Annotated in this window: 8 protein-coding genes and 1 pseudogene; 4 read left to right on the plus strand and 5 right to left on the minus strand. The window is 64.0% G+C overall.

Annotated elements, in window-relative coordinates:
• Nucleotides 1-201 precede the first annotated feature (201 nt).
• Nucleotides 202-3,768 carry a methylmalonyl-CoA mutase family protein gene (locus AC13FW_RS10275; RefSeq protein ID WP_482988983.1) on the plus strand — a complete coding sequence of 1,189 codons (3,567 nt, stop codon included), beginning with the start codon at nucleotides 202-204 and terminating at the stop codon, nucleotides 3,766-3,768.
• Nucleotides 3,769-4,011: 243 nt separating this feature from the next.
• Here the strand turns inward: AC13FW_RS10275 and AC13FW_RS10280 are convergent, their stop codons facing one another.
• The gene (locus tag AC13FW_RS10280; protein WP_482988984.1) at nucleotides 4,012-4,419 is read right to left on the minus strand and encodes an RNA-binding S4 domain-containing protein; all 408 of its coding nucleotides are present in this window, start codon (nucleotides 4,417-4,419) and stop codon (nucleotides 4,012-4,014) included.
• 106 nt (nucleotides 4,420-4,525) lie between these two features.
• Here AC13FW_RS10280 and AC13FW_RS10285 point away from each other — a divergent pair, with 106 nt between their 5' ends.
• Entirely contained in the window at nucleotides 4,526-5,980 is a 1,455-nt protein-coding gene (locus AC13FW_RS10285; protein ID WP_296252250.1) for an MATE family efflux transporter, read from the plus strand.
• A gap of 230 nt (nucleotides 5,981-6,210) precedes the next feature.
• On the opposite strand, the gene AC13FW_RS10290 is transcribed toward AC13FW_RS10285, so the two are convergent.
• From AC13FW_RS10290 to AC13FW_RS10305, 4 genes and pseudogenes are all read right to left on the minus strand, one after another.
• Entirely contained in the window at nucleotides 6,211-7,566 is a 1,356-nt protein-coding gene (locus tag AC13FW_RS10290) for a Gfo/Idh/MocA family protein (RefSeq protein ID WP_482988985.1), read from the minus strand.
• Between the two features lie 78 nt (nucleotides 7,567-7,644).
• Nucleotides 7,645-7,863, minus strand: a complete 219-nt coding sequence (locus AC13FW_RS10295) for an ABATE domain-containing protein (RefSeq protein ID WP_482988986.1) — start codon at nucleotides 7,861-7,863, stop codon at nucleotides 7,645-7,647.
• Nucleotides 7,800-10,721 (minus strand): annotated as a pseudogene (locus AC13FW_RS10300) (TonB-dependent receptor plug domain-containing protein); the annotation flags it as partial. The gene AC13FW_RS10295 and the pseudogene AC13FW_RS10300, both read right to left, overlap by 64 nt.
• 61 nt (nucleotides 10,722-10,782) lie before the next feature.
• Nucleotides 10,783-14,145 carry a TIM-barrel domain-containing protein gene (locus AC13FW_RS10305; RefSeq protein WP_482988987.1) on the minus strand — a complete coding sequence of 1,121 codons (3,363 nt, stop codon included), beginning with the start codon at nucleotides 14,143-14,145 and terminating at the stop codon, nucleotides 10,783-10,785.
• 316 nt (nucleotides 14,146-14,461) lie between these two features.
• Between AC13FW_RS10305 and AC13FW_RS10310 the strand changes: the two genes are divergently transcribed.
• Both AC13FW_RS10310 and AC13FW_RS10315 read left to right on the plus strand, forming a co-directional pair.
• Nucleotides 14,462-15,616, plus strand: coding sequence for an SIS domain-containing protein (locus AC13FW_RS10310; RefSeq protein ID WP_482988988.1), 1,155 nt, complete (start codon nucleotides 14,462-14,464; stop codon nucleotides 15,614-15,616).
• A complete protein-coding gene (locus AC13FW_RS10315; protein WP_296252258.1) occupies nucleotides 15,609-16,559 on the plus strand; it encodes an ROK family protein in 951 nt (316 codons plus the stop codon). Before AC13FW_RS10310 ends, AC13FW_RS10315 begins: the two co-directional genes overlap by 8 nt.

Genomic DNA, 16,559 nt, shown 5'->3' on the forward strand with positions numbered 1-16,559 from the left:
GGATGCGCCATTCTAATCCATTCCCGTCAGGGGAATGTTCAGGCCGGGCTACCCGCCGTGGCCCCTCACTTTGCCGGAAACGGCGGCCGCTGTGCCCATCGATAGCGCAAACCCGCAAAAGGTCACGCTGCGCTGCAACCTGACCTGCGAGGGCGGCGGTTCTATGATCGGTTGCAATAGAAACCGGATGTTGCACGGCCCATGAGTACCCCCGCCTCCCAGCTCCCGCAGGCGCAGCCTGAAACCACCCCGCTGCGCTTCGTCACCGCCGCCAGCCTGTTCGATGGCCACGATGCGGCCATCAATATCATGCGCCGCCTGATCCAGGCGCAGGGTGCGGAGGTGATCCACCTCGGCCACAACCGCAGTGTGGAAGACGTGGTACGCGCGGCATTGCAGGAAGACGCCGACGCCATCGCGCTGTCGTCCTACCAGGGCGGACACTTGGAGTACTTCAAGTACATGGTCGACATGCTGCGCGAACGCGGCGCCGGCCATATCAAGGTATTCGGCGGTGGTGGCGGCACCATCACCCCGGAGGAAATCCGCGAGCTGCAGGCCTATGGCGTGGAGCGCATCTACCACCCCAACGACGGCATGAAGATGGGGCTGGTGGAGATGATCGAGGATGTGGTGGCGCGCGCTGGCAAGGCCCGCGAAGCTGCCGCCCGCGAAGTGCACGCACAGGCACCTTCGATCGAGGATGAGATCGGCATTGGCCGGGTGCTCTCGCAGCTGGAGGACGGCAATCACGGTGAGGCCGAGTTGGGATCGCTGCGCAAGCAGTGGCAGCTGGCTGCCGGCAAGACGCCGGTCATCGGCATCACCGGCACCGGCGGCGCTGGCAAGTCCTCGGTTACCGACGAACTGCTCAACCGCTTCCTCGCCAGTTTCCCGCAGATGCGCATCGCGGTGATTTCGGTCGACCCGACCCGTCGCCGCACCGGTGGCGCGCTGCTGGGCGATCGCATCCGCATGAACTCGCTGCGCTCCAAGCGCGTCTACATGCGTTCGATGGCGACCCGTCGCCAGCATGCGGCAATCAATACCGTGCTGCGCGATTGCATTGGCTTCCTGAAGTCGCTGCACTTCGATCTGGTGATCGTCGAGACCGCCGGCATCGGCCAGAGTGATTCGGAGATCGTCGATCTGGTCGACTTCCCGATGTACGTGATGACCAGTGACTTCGGCGCACCCAGCCAGCTGGAAAAGATCGACATGCTCGATTACGCCGAGCTGGTGGTGCTGAACAAGTTCGACAAGCGCGGCGCCGAAGACGCGCTGCGTGATGTACGCAAGCAATGGAAGCGCAACCGCGTCGCCTTCACCATGAAGGACGAGGACGTGCCGGTGTACCCGACCATTGCCAGCCAGTTCAATGATCCGGGCATCAGCTGGATGTTCGTGAACCTGTGCCGCCTGTTGCGTGAGAAGCAAGATCAAAACCGGGGTCAGAGTCCGGTTTTGCACGCAAAACCGGACTCTGACCCCGGTTTTGCCGGTTTTGATCCCAACATCGACACGACCCTCAAGGAACCCCGTGCAACGGTGCTGATCCCGGGCAGCCGCGTGCGTTACCTGGCCGAGATCGCCGAACAGGGCCGTAGTATCAACGCCCGCATCGAATCGCAGGCAGAAGTGGCCGAGCGTGCACAGAGCCTTTGGCAGGCGCTGAAGGAGCTGGAGGATGCAGCGCAGCCGGTTGCCCTGGACCTGTACGCAGGCGATGCACTCACCGACGCGGGTGTCGACAACAGCGTCCGCACCCTGCGCCAGCGCTACAACGACGCGGTGCAGTCGCTGGATTCGGAAGCCCTGCGCCTGCTGCGCGAGTGGCCGGCGCGGCTGAAGTCGATCACCGATCCGGTCAACGAGTACCAGGTGCGCGGCAAGACCATCCGCGTCGAGAACTACCGCGAATCGCTCAGCCATCAGCAGATCCCTAAAATCGCCGCGCCCACCTACCGTAGCTGGGGCGAGCTGCTGGTGTTCCTGCAGAAGGAAAACCTGCCCGGCTCCTACCCGTATACCGGTGGTGTCTATCCTTACCGCCGCAGCGGCGAAGACCCTATCCGCATGTTTGCCGGCGAAGGCACGCCAGAGCGCACCAACCGTCGTTTCCACTACCTGAGCGTTGGCCAGCCGGCCGCGCGTCTGTCCACCGCCTTCGACAGCGTCACCCTGTACGGCGAAGACCCGGCGCCGCGTCCGGATATCTACGGCAAGATCGGTAATTCCGGCGTCAACATCCCCACGCTGGACGACATGAAGAAGCTGTACTCCGGCTTCGACCTGTGCGCGCCGACCACCTCGGTGTCGATGACCATCAATGGCCCGGCACCGATGATCCTGGCGATGTTCATGAACACCGCCATCGACCAGCAGATCGAGAAGTATCTGCAGGAAGACCCCGCGCGCTGGGCCGAGGCGGAAGAGAAGATCGCGAAACTCTTCGAAGGCCGCTCACGTCCGCAATACCACGGCGAGCTGCCGCCGACCAATAACGGCCTGGGCCTGGCGTTGCTGGGCGTCACCGGCGACCAGCTGGTGGACGCAGAGACCTACGCGCGGATCAAGGCCGAGACCCTGTCCACGGTGCGCGGCACCGTGCAGGCCGACATCCTCAAGGAGGACCAGGCGCAGAACACCTGCATCTTCTCCACCGAGTTCGCGCTGCGGATGATGGGTGATATCCAGCAGTATTTCGTCGACCACAAGGTGCGCAACTTCTACTCGGTGTCGATCTCCGGCTATCACATCGCCGAGGCCGGTGCGAACCCGATCAGCCAGCTGGCTTTCACTTTGTCCAATGGTTTCACCATCGTCGAGTACTACCTGGCGCGTGGCATGAAGATCGACGATTTCGCGCCCAACCTGTCGTTCTTCTTCTCCAACGGCATGGACCCGGAGTATACGGTGATCGGTCGCGTGGCTCGCCGCATTTGGGCGCGTGCAATGCGTGAGCGCTACGGTGCCAACGAGCGCAGCCAGATGATGAAGTACCACATCCAGACCTCGGGTCGCTCGCTGCACGCGCAGGAGATCCAGTTCAACGATATCCGCACGACGCTGCAGGCGCTGTATGCGCTGTTCGACAACTGCAACAGCCTGCACACCAATGCTTACGACGAGGCGATCACCACGCCGACCGAAGAAAGCGTGCGCCGCGCGGTGGCGATCCAGATGATCATCAACAAGGAGCTGGGGCTGAACTTCTGCGAGAACCCCTGGCAGGGCAGCTTCATCGTCGACAAGCTCACCGATATCGTCGAGGAGGCGGTATACAAGGAGTTCGAGGCGATCAGCGAGCGCGGTGGTGTGCTCGGCGCGATGGATACCATGTACCAGCGCGGCAAGATCCAGGAAGAGTCGCTGTACTACGAGCACAAGAAGCACGATGGCAGCCTGCCGCTGGTCGGCGTCAACATGTTCCTGCCCAAGGAGCATGCCGGCGAAGTGGCGACCGAGATCGAACTGATCCGTTCGACCGAGGAAGAGAAGGGCCAGCAGATCGAGAACGTGCATACCTGGCAGCGCAATCGCAACGCCTTGGCGCCGGCAGGCGAGACCTCGCATTCGCATGAGGTTGAAGGCGCAGTGACGGATGGCGAAGTGCACGACGGCCACGGTCTGGGCTACCTGCAGAAGACCGCACGCGATCGTCGCAACGTGTTCGAAGCGCTGATCGAAGCGGTGAAAACCCACAGTCTCGGCCAGATCAGTCACGCCCTGTACGACGTGGGCGGTGAGTACCGCCGCAACATGTAAGCGCGCCAAAGGCACAGATGTAGTGCCGAGCGATGCTCGGCAGGGGGGGGCTTTCCAAGCAACCCCTCGCATGTAGTGCCGAGCCATGCTCGGCAGAGGCTTTGCCAGTAGTGCCCCTGCCGAGCATGGCTCGGCACTACAGGTCTGGTATTGCCGGTAGAGCCCCTGCCGAGCGTGGCTCGGCACTACGGGGCTGGCATTGCCGGTAAAGCCCCTGCCGAGCATGGCTCGGCACTACAGGTGTCAGAGCGCGTCGAGATCACCCAGGGCGCGGATCAGACGTCGGGCACGTTTGTCGGGCTTGTGCTCCGGGGCCTGGTAGCCGGTGCGTTCGGCGGCGCGGCGAAGGTGCACTTCGTGACGCGCCTGTTTCGAGGCCGCCGATTCTTCGTACATGGCCTGCGCTACCGGCGCCGAGCCGCGTTTGTCGCTGAGCCCGCGTACCGCGATCTCGAAGACCTCATCGCCACGCTGCACCCGCAGCGCGTCACCCAGGCGAATGGCGCGGGACGACTTGGGGCGTTGCCCTTCCACATCCACCTTGCCGGTCTCCACCGCCTGCTTGGCCAGGCTGCGGGTCTTGAAGAAACGTGCAGCCCACAGCCACACATCAAGACGAATGCTTGCTACCACTACGACTTCGCCACTCATCGCGTTGCCATGACTCCCGTGTAAGCCACCTACCGTTGATACCTGACGCCGGCACCCTCACCTGCAAGATGCTAGTGTGCCTGCCCCGATCCCGACAACGTTGTCCATGTCGAAACCCAAGCAAACCCGCTCGCTGACCGAAGGCCCGATCGGCACCAGCCTGCTCATGTTCGCGCTCCCCATCCTGGCTGGCAACATCGCCCAGTCGCTGAATGGCTCGGTCAATGCCATCTGGGTCGGCAAGTTCCTCGGTGAGGCGGCGCTGACCGCCACGGCCAACGCCAACAACATCATGTTCTTCCTGATCGGCTCGGTGTTCGGCATCGGCATGGCCGCGACCATCCTGATCGGCCAGTCCATCGGCGCCAAGGACCTGCCGCAGGCACGGCGGGTGATGGGCACCAGCGCCACCTTCTTCATCAGCCTGTCTGCGCTGATCGCGGTACTGGGCTGGTTCCTCTCGCACCGCCTGCTGCTGGCGATGGGCACACCGGCCGAATCCCTGCCGATGGCCGATGCCTATCTGAAGGTGATCTTCCTGGCGATGCCGCTGCTGTACGCGTTCGCCTTCATTACCGCCGCCCTGCGCGGCGCCGGCGATGCACGCACGCCGTTCCGCTTCCTGCTGTTGGCGGTGTTGATGGATATCGCCTTCAACCCGTTGCTGATCTTCGGCGTGGGTCCTTTCCCGGAACTCGGCATTGCCGGTGCAGCGTGGGCCACCTTCTTCTCGCAGGGCCTGGCATTGGCCGGCCTGATGCTTTACCTGCGCAACAAGCGACACATGCTGTGGCTGGGACGCAAGGACATCGGCCTGCTGAAGATCGACACCGTCATCCTCAAGGCGCTGGTGGTCAAGGGCGTGCCGATGGGCCTGCAGATGATCCTGATCTCGCTGGCGATGATCATGATGATCAGCATGGTCAATGGCTACGGCGTGGAAACCGCCTCGGCCTATGGCGCCGCGATGCAGTTGTGGACCTACGTGCAGATGCCGGCCATGGCCATTGGTGCGGCCTGCTCGACGATGGCCGCACAGAACGTGGGCGCCGGCCTCTGGCCACGGGTGGAAGCCACCGCGCGTACCGGCGTGCTGTTCAATTTCCTGCTGACCGGTGCCTTGATCGCGCCGATCATCCTGTTTGATCGCAGCACCCTGGCGTTGTTCCTGCCTGCCGCCAGCGAGGCGCTGGAGATCGGCCGCCACCTGAATCACATCGCGGTGTGGTCGTTCCTGTTCTTCGGGGTCAACTTCGTATTGTCCGGCGTGGTTCGCTCCACCGGCGCGGTGCTGCCGCCGCTGTTGATCCTGGCAATCGGCATGTGGGGCATCCGCGTGCCGTTCGCGTTGTGGCTGCAGCCACGCTTTGGCGCCGATGCAATCTGGTGGAGCTTCCCGGTCAGCGCGCTGTGCTCCATGCTGATGATCATGGCCTATTACCGCTGGGGTAATTGGCGCAAGGCAACAATCCTCGACAAGCCGGCGCAAGCCACCCCGGCGGAAGTGCCGGCTACGCCGCCATCGCCGGTGGCGGATCCGGACGTGGAATTGGAACGCTAGACAACGCTGTGGGAGCTGTGGGAGCGGCGTCAGCCGCGAAGCAGGCATTGCTAGCTCAACCCCTCCCCAACCCTCCCCTACGCCTCCGGCGCAAGGGAGGGGGCTGCACGACCTGTAGTGCCGAGCCACGCTCGGCAGGGGCATTACCGGTGACGCCTCATGCCGAGCATGGCTCGGCACTACATGTGGAGCAAATGCCGAGCATGGCTCGGCACTACAGTTGCAGCGGATCAGTAACTGCCGTCGAAGGCGAAGATCGGCTTGCGCTGCTGCCACAGGCCCTTGGTGAAGTCCGGGAACTCCAGGGTCTGGAAGCTGTTGGCGATCGACTGCTCGGACAACGGCGTGATCGCGCTCCAGGTCACGGCGTCGTAGATGTCGATCGGCATCGGCGCCTTGGCCTTCAGCGCCTCGACGAAGGCGTGGATCACGAACCAGTCCATGCCACCGTGACCAGCGCTTGCGGCGGTATCGGCATGCTGCTTCCACAGCGGGTGCTCGTACTGGTCCTGGTAGGTCTTGAACTCTTCCCACTGGTGCGGCGGGCTGCGGCCTTCGATGTGGATGCCGTGGTTGACGTCCATCCACAGGCCCTTGGTGCCCTGCACGCGGAAGCCCATAGAATACGGGCGCGGCAACGAGGTGTCGTGCTGCAGCAGGATGGTCTCGCCGTTCTCGCAGGCCAGCGTGGTGGTGACGATGTCGCCGAGCTTGAACTTGACCTTGGTACTCGGGTGGGTGGTCCCGCCGCTCTTGGCAACGGTGTACTCGTGCAGGCCGCGCGCCTTGCTGGCGAAGGCATTGATATGGGTGAAACGGTTGCCGCGGTTGATGCCGGTATACATCGCGCACGGGCCGATGCCGTGGCTGGGATACAGCTCGCCATTGCGTTGTACCGAATGCTCGGTGCGCCAGCGTGCTTCCGACCAGCCCTTGGCGCCGAACTCAACGCCGCTGTCGTAGGGATGCTCCGGCGTGCCGTCGTTGAACTTCACCCCGCGCAGGTCGTGCTGGTAACCGCCCTGCAGGTGCACCAGTTCGCCGAACAGACCCTGGCGCACCATCTGCAGCGCCGCCATCACGTCACGGCGATAGCAGACGTTCTCCAGCAGCATGTACGGGGTGCCGGTGCTGAGCTGGGTATTGAGCACATCCCAATGGTCCTGCAGGGTGATGCCGGCGACCACTTCGCAGCCCACCGCGACCTTGGCCTGCATCGCCGCGATCGCCATCGTTGCATGCAGCTCCCATGGGGTTGCGATGATCACGCCATCCAGGCCGCGCTGCTCCAGCAGGCGCTTCCAGGCATTCTGGTCGCGGTCGGCGCCATAGGCCTGCGGTGCCGGCTTGCCGGCCTTGGCCACCATGTCCATGGCGCGGCCGAGCATGATCGGTTCGATGTCGCACAGGGCAACCACTTCGACGTCGTCGCGGCGTACCAGTTCCTTCAACAGTACCTGGCCACGCATGCCGGTGCCGATCACACCCAGGCGCACCTTGCGGCCACGTGCCCAGGCCGGCGTCTCCGGCAGCAGGCTGGTGGCGGCCAGGGCCGCGCTGGCCATGATGAATTCCCTACGCTTCATTGTGTTTCCTCTTTCAGGGGGCGTGCCAGTCATGGCAGGCGTGCCGCGACCGTGCTGACGGTGTCACTGTCTTCCCCCTCATGCAATGCATGAGGGGGAAGCGCTGTTGCGGTGGATCAGAACTTGTAGGTCGCGGTCACGCTGTAGATGCGGCCGAAGTTGTTGGCGTAACCGGCGAAGTTCATCCAGTCGTTCGGGTCGTAGAACGGCAGGCGGTTGAACAGGTTCTTGACGGTCACACCAACGCTCAGCTTCTCGATCGGACGCCAGTTCACGCTCAGGTTGGCCGTCCACCATGCCGGTGCGCCACCGCAATGGCCCGGGGCCAGATCGAGGTAGCTACCGGTGCAGGTCTGGGCGTTGTTGTCCTGCGCATCGATGCGGTCATAGGCCCACTTGGTACCGCCGACATAGTTCACGTAGAAGCCGGTATCCCAGTTGCCATACGTCCAGTTGGTGTTGAACGTGGCGCGCACCTTCGGGTTGTTGTAGTAGCCAACCACGTTGCCGTAGTACCAGCCGTCACCGTTGTCGGAGTTGTACATGTTGCGGTTGGCAATTGTCGCCGCCACGCCGATGTTCAGGCGGCCCCATTCACCCAGGTCGAAGCGGCTGCGCAGGTCCACGTCGAAGCCGTCGATCAGGGTGCGGCCACGGTTGCTGTACTGGCCGATCACGCTGGCCACGTTGCCGATGCTGTAGCCCGGCAAGGTGCCCGGGCAGGTCACGCCGCTGGCCGGGTCGTTGCACATCGCAGCCAGGGCCGCGAGGTTGGACCTGTCGGACTCGGTGATCGGGAAGCGAGTCATCGAATCGATGTCTTCTTCCTTGCTGTAGTCCGGTGCGACGATTTCATCGCGGCGGTACACGAACCAGTAGTCCGCCGACACCGACAGCCAATCGGTCGGCTCCAGCACGACGCCCAGCGTGGCGATCTTCGCCTTCTCCGGCTTCAGGTCCTGGTTGGGCTGGGTCATGCGCGCCACGTTGCGGCTGCAATCGCTGTTCCACAGGCTGTTGCCCAGGTCCTTGTCGACGACGCGGTTGGACTGCCGCAGCAGGCCGGCGATCGCATTGGTTTCCGCACAACGGACTTCATCACGGTAGCCGCCGATCTGCGCATACACGCCACCGCTACCCGCTTCAGCCAGGCTCGGTGCACGGAAGCCCTCCGAATAGGTACCACGTAGCATCAGCTGCGGCAGTGCCTGGTACTTCAGGCCGATCTTTGGCGCGGCATTGGCGCTGAAGCCTGGGTACTTGTCCAGGCGCAGTGCCAGGTCCATCTCGAGCTTCTCGGTGAGCGGCACCACGGCTTCGGAGAACAGCGCGTAGGTGTTGCGCTTGCCGTCGAACCACGAGCCGCCCTGCTGGGTGATCAGGCCGTTGGCGGCATCCGGGTTGCCCGGCGTGTAGAAGGTCTCGCGGGTGGCATTGAAGCCGAACGCCGCGCGCACTTCGCCGGCCGGCATGTTGAATAGCGGGCCTTCGATCTTGCCGTCCAGGGTGTGCAGGCGGGTCCACGATTCGATGTCGAAGGTCGGGAAGGCTTCGCGGATCAGCGCCGCGTTGGCTTCACTGATCTCGCCGAACTTGTAGGCCGGGTGATCGGAAATGATGACGCGGCCGGTGCCCGGATCGATGGTGTACGGACCGAAGGCTTTCTCGAAGCCTTTCAGGTTGACGTTGGTGGTCTGGTAAGTGACCGAGTGCGAGCCAGCAGTGGCGAACGCGGTTTCCCAATTCCAGTCGCCGGCAGCACCACGCAGACCTGCCACCACACGGTAGCTGTCGTCGGTATTGCGCTGACCGAAGTGGCCACCGCCGACGTCCTGCAGCAGGTAACCCAAACCGACTACACCGCCATTCATCGCCTTCAACTCCGGGCTGGCGTGGTTGTATTCGTTGTTCGGGCCGAGCCACGGGGTCAGGAACTGGTTGACCGTATTGCCGGTGTTGCGCGAGAACCAGCTCTGCGGATTGCCGGTGGTGGTGCCGTAAGCACGCGGCGTACCGCCATTGGCGTGCAGGTCGATGTCGGTGTAGGTGACTTCGGCGAATGCCTCGGTGCTGTCATTGAGCTGGTAATGACCATTGACGTAGGCAGTGACTCGCTTGGAATCCGCGCCGCCGTTGATCTGCCGGTTCATCCAGGTCTGCCAGATGCAGCGCGTGCCACTGCTGACCTGCAGCACGTTGTTGCAGCCCGGTGCAGCCTCGTCCTTGCGCACGCCGGTGACCGGATCGATGGCGTAGTAATAGCCGGGGTTGAACACGCCCGGCGCACTGCCGGTGTCCAGCCGCAGGTTCTTGATGTAGTCCGGATTGTTGACGTAGAACTGGCCCGGGTGCTTGAGGTACCACTCGCTGTCCGGAATACCGTCGCGCTCATAGAGGTTGACGCTGGCATAGACGTTGTAGCCATCCTCGGCCATGTCGCCGAAACCGCCAGTGACGCTGGCCTGCTTTTCACCGAAGGAATCAAAGCGCGAGGCGGTATCCCAGGTACCGCTGACTTCCAGGCCCTGGTAGCTGCTCTTGGTGATGACGTTGATGACGCCGGCCACCGCATCGGTGCCGTACACGGCCGAGGCGCCATCGGTCAGCACTTCCATGCGCTCGATGACGGCGGCAGGAATGGCATCGATGTTGACGAACTGGGTCTGGAAGCCAGCCGGCGCGCCGTAATACGACAGGCGGCGACCGTTCAGCAGCACCAGCGTGCCCTGTGCACCGAGGCCACGCAGATTGGCCTGCGACGCACCGTCGGAGCCGGTGAACAGGGACTTGGAATCGACCTGGCCCGGTCGTGCCGCTGGCAGATTGTCGAGCACCTGCAACAGCGTGCGTGCACCCATGTTTTCGATGTCCTGCTTGCTGATCACCTGCACCGGCGATGCGGTTTCCACATCGGTGCGGCGGATGTTGGAACCGGTGACCTCGATGCGGGACAACTCGGTGGTCTTGTCCTTTTCCTTCTCGGCCTTGTCCTGCGCGAAGGCAGGTGCGGCGATGGCGAACAACACGCTGGCGACAGCCAACGATAGTGGAGCTTGCAAACAGCGTTTGGCACTGCGGTTGGCTGGCAACATCGGGGTTCTCTCCTGGCAAGGGCACGCAAAAAAAACAGCAGTTGGCGGGCAAAGCGATCCCATGCCACGGTTCTTGGACCGTAGCCGGGGGTAATCCGGTGGGAGGAGCGGTGTTACGGGTGGGTCATGGTGCGAGGATGTCGGCGGAATCGCCCTCCTCGCCTATCAGTACGGCGTTGGCCCAGTTGGCGCAGACCTGGGACGGTTGGCTACCCTGCGCGCCCAAGGTGCGCAGGCTCAGTCTGGACAGACCGCGGATGTCGAGCTCGGGCTTGACCACACCCGGTGCTTTGACGAAGCCGCTGTCATAGAGCAGGCGATCATCACCCCAGACCTGGAACTGCAGGCCGCCGGCCTGACGGCATTGGTCGTCGACGCCGAGGTCGGCGCGCAGTGTTTTCCACTGCCCCTTCAGGCTCATGTCGATGCGGCTCTGCGCACCAACGCCGAGGCCACGGTGGAACTGCAGGCCGTTCATGCGCATTGGCACAGCGGCAGCGAACGAACGGTCGGCGTGCACCTGGGTGGCCAATACGGCCGGCAGCGGCAGCTGGGAGAGGTATTGCTGCCGCGCCGGCCGCTCGGCCGTTTGCTGCTCAAGGATATGGAAGGTGGACAGTGCAATCGGGCCAACATCGTGCGGCTGCAGTGCATCCACCGCACGCGCGGTGCTGCCCTGCGCTGCGGTCACCATCGGATCGGCACCACTTGCGCCGTCACCGTCGGGGTTCTGCACGCTGAGCACGCGGAAGCGCAGCAGACGGCCGGCATGGGCTGGGAAGTCGATGCGCTGCAGTTCCTGCTTCAGCTGCAGGTGACCGCTGGCAATCGGCTTGCCCCACTCGCCATTGCTGTCAGCCATATAGATTTCATAGTCACGCACCTGGCCATGCTTCCAGTGCTGGTCATTGCGTGGTGCCAGCTCGATGCCGTCGATCAACTTGCGCTCGCCGAAGCCCACCACCCATTCGTGGGCGCCGGTGCGGATGGCCTGGTTGCGCACGCTGCGGAACCACGTTGCCGGATCATCGTCGAAGGCATTTTCCAGCGGATGGCCGGGTTCTTCGGCCGGGCGGTTGACCACCAGCAGGCTGTCGGACGGCAGCGCGCGGCCCAGCTCCGGTGCGTTCGGGAAGGCATCGTCGGCCAGCGCGGCGGCAACAGGGAAATCCAGCTGCAGTTTCAACGGCGCACGGATGTCCTGCGTCGCGGTACGCACATGCAACGTACCCTTGCGTTCCTTGCCATCGAAGTACCAGCCTTCACTGGCTGCCTGCAATGCAGCGGCATCAGCAAGCTTGGGCAGCGCGCGGCCATCCAGCTGCACGGCAGTCGGTGCGCTGCGATTCAACACGCGCAGGCCGTAACGGCGCTGCGCCAACTGACCTTGATACTCGCCCTGTACCGGCGCGATCTCGACCTGCACCGGGCCACTGCCCTGCGCCGGTGCCTGCACGCGGATCTGCTGCGTGCTCGACTCACCCTTCTGGTAACGGCGGGTACTGCCATCGTCTTCATACAAGGTGTAGCTGGATTCACCCTGCGGATACAGATCGAAGGTCACCTCATCCAGCGGCTTCTCGCCGTCGAACAGCATCTCCGGATACATCGGCAGGATCGCTCCAGCGCGCACGAATACCGGCAGCGTCGCCAGTTCGACCGGGCGGTCGAGCTGCTTGCCTGCAGCACCGGCCTGCAGATGGCGGCCGTCCCAATAGTCGTACCAGCCGCCAGCCGGCAGATGGATGTCACGGCGCCAGCCACGGCTTGCGGCCTGGCTGCGATAGACCGGCGCGACCAGCAGATCGCGGCCGAGCAGGAACTGGTACTTGTAGGTTTCGTCCTGCGCGTGCGGGTCCTGCGGGTTGTCCCACATCAGCCCGCGCACCGGCGGTGCACCACTCTGTGCGGCGTCATGCACCAGTCCGTACATATACGGGGTCAGGCGCATTTTCAGCTTGAGGTAGTCGCGGTTGATCGAACGATAGGGCTCATCGAAAGCCCAGGGGTGCTTGCGCGCGTTGGACGACCAACCGGACATGCCCATCAGCACCGGAGTGAAGGTCTTCCACTGCAGGTCGCGGGTGAAGGTCTCGGCGCTGCCGCCGAAGATCGCATCAACGTCGCCGCTGGCATAGGCCATGCCCGACAGACCGGAACCCACCAGGGTCGGCACGTGCCAGCGGATGTAATCCCAGCTGCTGCTCTGGTCGCCGGTCCATGCGACCGCATAACGCTGGATGCCGGCCCAGCCCATCACCGTCCACAGGAAGGGGCGCGAATCGGAATTGTTGAGAATGCCGTCGAAAGCCTGGCGGTTGGCATCCATCGCGAACTGATAGCCCTGCCCGGTCCAGGCCACATCCAGCTTCTGCACGCGGCTGCCGGCCTTGCCCACTTCCCAGGCGATCTTGTCGACGCCGTTCTCGGTCCACAGGCCGGTCTTGAAGCCGTACTTGGCCAGGCCCTGCACGGTTTCCGGCAACTGCTTGTAACCGCAGCCGTAGCCGTCATTGGGCAGGATCCAACCGCCCGGCATGTCGTTCTCGCGGTACTTGGCGGCAACGCTGTTGACCACATCGATGGTGGTGCCGGTGGGGCCATCGCTCCAACCTTCGGGCACGCTGCCGGGCTTCTTGATGTTGTCGCCGTCGTTGTAGCAATCGGCATCGCCGTAGGACAGCGCCCAGCGCGCGACCATGTTCGGCCGACCGGTCAGCTGGGTGTAGCGTTCCAGCAGCCGCTGCAGATCGTTGCCGACGAAGTAGTAGGCGTCGAAGCGATCTTCGCGGTGCAGCAGCGTGGCCTGGTCCGGCTGGCGCAGGTCATAGCTGCCGTCGCTCCAGGTATTGCGCAACATGCCCCAGCCGCGTGAGCTGAGCAGCATCGGCGCCGGGCTCGGGCGGTCGCCCTCTTCCCAGCCACCGGAATAGGAAACTTCAAGCTCGCGGCCCTTGAACTGGAAACGGCCGTTCTGCTGGCCGCCGCCGTAGAAGGCTTCATCGGCCTGCGAGGACAGCACCTGCACGCTCTGCTCGGCAGCCAGGTCCAGCGGCTGCTGTTCCTGCCATAGCGACACCGGCTTGCCGCCGTCCAGACGCTCCAGGCGCAGCTGCAGGGGCTGCCGCTGCACATGCAGGACCAGCGCCGGGGTACGCACGCGGATTTCCTGCGCGTCTTCTTCCAGTTGCGCCTGCACCTGCTGCACGGGCTGCGGCAGCACGATGGGCGCGGCCTTGTCACCGGCGCCGGTCAGTTTGCCGTTGCGGCCGGCCTGCACATGCACGATGTCGTTGGTCAGCACCTCGATGCGCAGCGTGCTGCCGTTGTCACTGCGTACGTCCCAGGCACGCACGCCGTCGCGGCCATCGCTGGCGGTGACGGAGCGCAGATTGCCGATGGGCTCGGCCTGTGCGGTCACTGCCGGCAACAACAAGGCCGAAAGCAGCGCCAGCAGCAGCGGCGATTGACGAACGCAGTGTTCCACCTTGCCTCCAACCCGTTCAACGGGCGTTTCGAAACCGAGTGCGCCGACTCTAGGGCAGGAAATCGAAAGATGTCAACAAAATGAAAGCAAAAGATAAGTAAGATTTCTTGCAATCGAAAGATGGTGCACAGCACCAACTTTCACATCGCGCAGCTGAGCGTATTCATTGCTGCGAAAGGATTTCCCGGGAAACCTTTCGCTTCGGACGATTCTCAAGCGAACAAAGTCGAATCAAATAGTTTCTTTCGCTTTGCTTTCGGTATTTGACATTTCGAAAGAAAAGAAAGATGGTGCGCTGGCCAATCAGGAATCACACATGGATGCCACCCTGCTTCACGATCTGACCGCCTGGCAGCGCCTGGGCGGAGCCGATACCGCTACCGAAATCGCCCAACAGCCCGCGCTGTGGGAAACGCTTGCCATCGACCTGCAACAGGCCAGCACGCGCCTGCAGGATTTCCTCGGCCAGCGCCTGTCTGATCCGCGCCAGCGGGTGATCTTCACCGGTGCCGGCAGCTCGGGTTTCATCGCCGAGATGGTGGCCGACACCATCAACGCGCAGTGGCCGGCCGAAGTACGTGCCGTGCACACCACCAGCCTGCTCACCCACCCGGCGCTGTACCTGCAGCGCGACCGCCCGACCCTGCTGGTGTCATTCGGCCGCAGCGGCTCCAGCCCGGAAAGCGTGGCCGCCGTCGACCGCGTCCGCGCCGACGTCGACGATGCCCGCTTCCTCGACATCACCTGCAATGCCGAAGGCGAGCTGGCTCGTCGTGGCGCCGGCCGCGAGGACACCTGCACGCTGCTGATGCCGGCCGCCAGCTGCGACCGCGCCTTCGCCATGACCAGCAGCCTGAGCTGCATGCTGCTGACCGCACTGACCGTGTTCGACAGCGCCCCCTGGGCCGAGCGTGTACAGCGCCTGCAGCAGGTTGCCGCACTCGCGCGCCAGGGCTTGGGCAACTGGGATGCAGCAGTCGCCGCACTGGCTGCGCAGCCGTACAACCGCGTTATCTACCTGGCCAGTGGTCCGCTGGAAGCGCTGGCCCGCGAGGCTGCGCTGAAGGTATTGGAGCTCACTGCCGGCCGCGTGCTGGCACTGGCCAATACCCCGCTGGGTTTCCGCCACGGTCCCAAGTCCACGCTCAATGATGAAACCCTGGTCGTCGTGCTGCGTAGCGCCGAACCGCTGTCGCGTCGCTATGAGCAGGATCTGCTGGAAGAACTGCGCGGTGATGGCGTTGCCGGCAAGGTGCTGTCGATCGGCCCGCATTCGGACCTTGGCATCCACGACGACTACACCTTGCCCGTGCCTGCCCTGCCCGACAGCTGGCTGGCGCCGGTGTGGCTGCCGTTCGCCCAGCTGTACGCACTGCAGCGCTCGGCCGCACTCGGCCTGACGCCGGACAACCCGTTCCCGGACGGCACCGTCAACCGCGTGGTCAAGGGCGTCACCATCCACCATGGCTGATACCCGCGCCCCGGCCTGCTACGGCATCGACATTGGCGGTACCAAGATTGAACTGGTGGCCTGCGATGCCGCCCTGCAGGTCGCGTGGCGCAAACGTATCGCCACCCCACAGGGCGACTACAACGGTTTCCTGCAGGCGGTGGAAGCGCTGGTTGCAGATGCCGATGCCGAACTCGGCCAACGCGCCGAAGCCATCGGCATCGCCCTGCCCGGCGTGCGCGAGCGTCGCAGTGGCCGCCAGCTCAGTGCCAACGTACCGGCACTGACCGGCCAATGCGTCAGCGCCGACCTGCAGGCACGCCTGCAACGGCCGCTGCATTTCGGCAACGACCTGCAATGCTTCGCCTTGTCCGAAGCACACGGTGGCGCGGCGGACGGTTACGCCAGCATGTTCGGTGCCATCCTCGGCACCGGTGCCGGCGGTGGTTACTGCCTGCACGGCAAGCTGGTCGGCGGCTTCAACGGCCTGGCCGGCGAATGGGGCCACTGGAGCGTGCCAGCCAACCTGCTGCAGCGGCACGACCTGCCACTGCTGGATTGTGGCTGCGGCCTGCGCGGCTGCGTGGAGCGCTATGTCTCAGGCAGCGGCGTGGCCATGATCGAACGCCACCTCGGCGGCAATGCGGCCAACGCCAGCGAAGTCATCGCTCTGGCCGAAGCCGGTGACATCCGCGCCATGCAGGCGCTGGATATCCACCGCGACCTGCTCGGCCACAGTTTCGCAGCGTTGATTCTCGCGCTGGACCCGCACGTCATCGTGCTCGGCGGCGGCCTGTCGCAGTACGCGCCGCTGTACCAGCAACTGCCCGCGGCCATCGCCGCACATCTATTCAACGGCGTGGAAGTGCCGCCCATCGTGCCACCGCGCTTCGGCGATGCCGGCGGTGCCCGTGGTGCCGCCCTGCTCGCCTGCCAACCCGCTTACCTGATTCCCGGAGCTTGA

This window comes from Stenotrophomonas sp. 21LCFQ19 (assembly GCF_056861425.1).

Bases quoted from the DNA above. Each gene is read 5' to 3' on its own strand.
- AC13FW_RS10315 (WP_296252258.1), top strand. From the start codon at position 15,609: ATGGCTGATACCCGCGCCCCGGCCTGCTACGGCATCGACATTGGCGGT.
- AC13FW_RS10310 (WP_482988988.1), top strand. From the start codon at position 14,462: ATGGATGCCACCCTGCTTCACGATCTGACCGCCTGGCAGCGCCTGGGC.
- AC13FW_RS10280 (WP_482988984.1), bottom strand. From the start codon at position 4,419: ATGAGTGGCGAAGTCGTAGTGGTAGCAAGCATTCGTCTTGATGTGTGG.
- AC13FW_RS10285 (WP_296252250.1), top strand. From the start codon at position 4,526: ATGTCGAAACCCAAGCAAACCCGCTCGCTGACCGAAGGCCCGATCGGC.
- AC13FW_RS10290 (WP_482988985.1), bottom strand. From the start codon at position 7,566: ATGAAGCGTAGGGAATTCATCATGGCCAGCGCGGCCCTGGCCGCCACC.
- AC13FW_RS10275 (WP_482988983.1), top strand. From the start codon at position 202: ATGAGTACCCCCGCCTCCCAGCTCCCGCAGGCGCAGCCTGAAACCACC.
- AC13FW_RS10295 (WP_482988986.1), bottom strand. From the start codon at position 7,863: ATGGTGGACGGCCAACCTGAGCGTGAACTGGCGTCCGATCGAGAAGCT.